The following is a 295-nucleotide window of genomic DNA, read 5'->3' as shown; positions in this document are numbered from 1 at the left end:
TCGCTAGGCATGGGGAAGTACCTTTGGTTCTTATTGTTTTATCCCGACTGACTTGAGCCGGATGAGATGCCGAGTATTTATGATGATTCAGTGTGGGAGCTGGCTTGCCTGCGATAGCGGTTTCACATTCAACATGAGTATTGGCTGTACTGGCCTCATCGCAGGCAAGCCAGCTCCCACACTTGATTGCATTTCAAGTGTGGGAGTGTGGTGCTGACGAAACTTAGAAGAAACCCAGTGGGTTGATGTCGTAGCTCACCAGCAGGTTCTTGGTCTGCTGATAGTGATCCAACAT

The 295-nt window shown here is 49.2% G+C and carries 1 protein-coding gene; it reads right to left on the bottom strand.

What is annotated here, in order from left to right; genetic code table 11:
- Positions 1-223 precede the first annotated feature (223 nt).
- Positions 224-295 (bottom strand): aldehyde dehydrogenase (locus tag BHC62_RS29280; RefSeq protein ID WP_073648088.1); only part of this gene is annotated, 72 nt, incomplete at its 5' end.

This window comes from Pseudomonas sp. 06C 126 (genome assembly GCF_001855215.1).
In the GTDB taxonomy this organism is placed as follows: domain Bacteria; phylum Pseudomonadota; class Gammaproteobacteria; order Pseudomonadales; family Pseudomonadaceae; genus Aquipseudomonas; species Aquipseudomonas proteolytica.
Note: the sequence above shows the minus strand (reverse complement) of the source record. Positions and strands in the feature narration are given on the sequence as shown.